Source organism: Phenylobacterium sp. (assembly GCF_004799395.1).
GTDB lineage: Bacteria > Pseudomonadota > Alphaproteobacteria > Caulobacterales > Caulobacteraceae > Phenylobacterium.
The window spans coordinates 1-3,413 of sequence record NZ_SSMZ01000303.1 but is presented as its reverse complement, the minus strand read 5'-3'; the positions used below and the strand labels follow the sequence as shown (position 1 = coordinate 3,413).

The following is a 3,413-nucleotide window of genomic DNA, read 5'->3' as shown; positions in this document are numbered from 1 at the left end:
CTCGTTGTCGAGAACGACCCGGTAGCTCGACGGCTGCACCTTGACGGCGTCCTGGCCGAGGGCGGGCAGCGCAAGGACGCTCAGCCCCGCGATCAGGGAGGCGAGGATCGAACGCGATCGAAGGCTCATGGCAAGGCTCCGGGAATCAAGGGTTGGGGGACGGCGGAAGGATCGGCGAGCGCGGCCTGGAGGTCGCGATAGGCCTCGGTGGCGCTGGCCGACCCGGCCCGGTCGCCGATCGCAGCGCGCAGGTAGGTCACCAGCCGGTCCAGCAGGGCGTCGGCCGCCGCCGCGTCAGCGTCATAGCGGGTCCGCAGCACGCTGACGGTGTCGATCAGCACCTGGGGCTGCAGGCCGCCCCGCAGCGAGATCAGGCGCGCTTCCTGCAGCAGCGTCGCCTCGTCGCTCAGCGCCAACTGCACGCGGGCCAGCTGGCGACGCGATCGCAGGGCTCGGAGGAAGGTCCAATAGCCGCCGATATAGAGCCCCCCGAACACGCCGTTCCACCAAAGGGTGTGGGCCAGCATGGCGTCGAAGGGGATATGAGGCCCCAACACCGCCCACATTCCGATCCCGAGGGTGAGGACGGTGTGGTTCACGTTCATCAGTGCTGTGAACGTCGAGACGCCGATCGTGCAGGCGGCCCAGGCGAGGAGCATGCGCGGCGCGGCGGGCCGACGGCCCGCCAGCCACGCAGTCATGGCCCAGGCGACGCCGTTGAACGACCAGCTCACGACCATAGCGCCGAGGAATTCGGCCACGCGACGGGCCGGCATGCCCACCGGCGGTTCGCGCAACGCCTCGATCAGGGCCATGGCGAGCCCCCACAGCGCGCCGCAGACCAGCATGACAAACCAGCCACGCCGCGTCAGGGGCGTGATCTCAACGGGCGGCGAGGTCATCGGGAATTCCGATCGTGGCGCGGACCCCGCCGCCTGGCCGCGGCTCAAGGCTGAATCGGGCGCGCGCGCCGTAGAGCAGGCGCAGCCGCGCGGTCAGGTTGGCAAGGCCGATGCCCACGCCACCTTGCGCGGTGACACCCGCGCCGGTGTCGGTGACCGAAACCTGAAGCACCCGCCCCTCTGTCCGGGCCGAGATGGTGAGCACCCCTCCAACCGCCATCGGCGCGAGGCCGTGCTTCAAGGCGTTCTCGAGAAGTGTGCCCAGCATCAGCGCCGGGAACCGCCGGTCCCGGCACTGCGGGTCGACCGCCCAGACCACGGTCAGCCGCGGCCCCATCCGGGCCGCGCAGACGTCCAGATAGGCCTTGGCCAGGTCGAGCTCCTGTCCCAGCGTCGTCTCGGCGTCGATGCCCATCGCTAGCGCCGCCGATGTGAAGGCCAGGAACCGCGACAGCAACCGCCGCCCTTCTTGCGGCGAAGTCAGGCCCAGCCGCTTGATGGTAGCCAGAGTGTTGAACAGGAAGTGCGGCTCGATCTGCCGTTGCAGCGCCTCAAGCTGCGTCGCCGTGGTCAACTGCCGTAGCTGGGCGGCGCGAATCTGCGCGGCGTCGGCCCTCGCCGCGGCGGCCTCGCTGTGGCGCCAGGCCGCCAGGATGCCACCCACCGCGGTGGCCGCGAGGCTCCAGGCCAGGGTCCGGCCAACCACGGCCGCGAGGTCCGGCCGATCGCCCTGCGGATCCAGCAGACCCCGCAGCGCCTCGCCGGCCGCGGCGCCCGCCAGGACGGCCGCGCAGAACAACGTCGCCCGCAGCGCCGGGGACCTGGCCGGGGCGCGCCCAGCCGCCACGATGCACGCCGCGATGGCGCCCGCCACGATCAGCCGGTCGCCGAGGATCACGGCCCATCCGAGCGCGATGTCGCCGAGCCCCCAGGAGCGCCAGATGAAAGGCTGGGCGAGGAACTCGGAGGACATCACCAGCGCGATGGCGCCGCCCCAGGCGAAGATCGACAGTGCCGGCCAACCGTCGCGCGCCACCCTCCGATCCGACGCCGCGTAGCCGTCCGCCATGGCCGCCGCCTCCGTGAGGCGCGATCATGTCCTTACGCCGCGCCACGGGGCAACCGCCGGGCGCAAGGACAGCGGCGTTCCCAGCCCGGTTTACCGGCGCTCGAGGCCAGCTTTCCGGCGTTCGTCGCTTCCAGCGAGCGTCCGTCACATGCGAAATGCAGGGCCGTTTTCGTCCGCGACTTATCAAGCCAAAGAACCTCCGCTGCCAATTCGCGCCAAGGCGTGAGGCGGGGATCAGATGACGATGTGGCGTGCGGTGTTGGCGGCTAGTGTCTTGGCTGCGAGCTTGATCGCGGGATCGGTTCAGGCCCAACCGCCGGCGCCCAAACCGGCCCTCGCAACGCCCGCCCTTTCACCCGACGGGTCGGAGATCGCCTTCGCCTCTGGCGGCGATATCTGGTCCGTGCCGGCGGCCGGCGGGGTGGCCCGCCTCTTGGTCACCGACCCGGCCACCGAGGAGCGGCCGATCTATTCGCCGGACGGCAAGCAGCTCGCGTTCATCTCGACCCGCAACGGCGTCGCCAACATTTACATCCTGACGTTCGCCACCGGTCAGCTCCGCCGGCTGACGTGGTCGGACAGTCCCGAGCAGCTCGACGCCTGGTCGCGCGACGGCAAGTGGATCTACTTCTCCTCCGGCGCCAACGACATCGCCCGCCAAACCGACGTCTATCGGGTGGCCGCGACCGGCGGCACGCCGCTGGAGGTCAGTCGCGAGCGGTTCCTGTCCGAATTCAACGCCGCGCCCTCGCCCGATGGCCAGGCCCTGGCCCTGATGGCCAAGGGCAATTCCGGGGTCCAGTGGTGGCGAAACGGCCACGCCCACATCGACGAGGCGGAGCTCTGGCTGAAGCCCGTCGCCGCCGGCGCGCCCTATCGCCGCCTCCTGGGCCCCGTCGCCAAGCACCTGCGGCCGATGTGGAGCCCGGATGGGAAGACCCTCTTCTACATGAGCGACCAGAGCGGCGCAGAGAACCTCTGGCGGCTGCCGGCCGCCGGCGGGTCCCCGACCCAGATCACCCATTTCACCAGCGGCCGTGTGCTGTTCCCCTCTATCGCCCTGGACGGCTCGGCCATCGTCTTCGAGCGCGACTTCGGCCTGTGGAAACTCGACCTGAAGTCCGGTCAGGCCGCGCCCGTGTCCGTCACCCTGCGCGGCGCGCCCGCGTCAGCCGGCGATCGGCATCTGCACGAGACCGAGTTCCAGCAGATGGCGCTGTCGCCCGACGGCAAGAAGGTAGCCATTGTCGCCCATGGCGAGGTGTTCGCCGCCCCGGCCAAGGACGGCGGCGCGGCGACCCGCCAGGCGGTGGTGCGGCCCGTGGCCTCCAGCGTGGCGTCCGGCCTGCTCTATCGCCAATGGATCGGTCAGCAGCGGGCCTATGTCGACAAGATCAGCGGCGGACGGCTGGGCTACGTCCACATCGCCGACATGCCGTCGG

At 70.6% G+C, this 3,413-nt stretch carries 2 protein-coding genes and 1 pseudogene; 1 reads left to right on the top strand and 2 read right to left on the bottom strand.

What is annotated here, in order from left to right; translation table 11 throughout:
• Window positions 1-125: 125 nt before the first annotated feature.
• Both E8A12_RS19465 and E8A12_RS19460 read right to left on the bottom strand, forming a co-directional pair.
• Complete coding sequence (locus tag E8A12_RS19465) at window positions 126-902, bottom strand: hypothetical protein (RefSeq protein ID WP_293371902.1); 777 nt, start codon at window positions 900-902, stop codon at window positions 126-128.
• Window positions 883-1,971: a histidine kinase gene (locus E8A12_RS19460; RefSeq protein ID WP_293371900.1), complete on the bottom strand. Its 1,089-nt coding sequence runs from the start codon at window positions 1,969-1,971 to the stop codon at window positions 883-885. The genes E8A12_RS19465 and E8A12_RS19460 overlap by 20 nt, the downstream gene beginning before the upstream one ends.
• A gap of 238 nt (window positions 1,972-2,209) precedes the next feature.
• On the opposite strand from E8A12_RS19460, the pseudogene E8A12_RS19455 reads away from it, so the two are divergent.
• Window positions 2,210-3,413 (top strand): annotated as a pseudogene (locus E8A12_RS19455) (hypothetical protein); the annotation flags it as partial.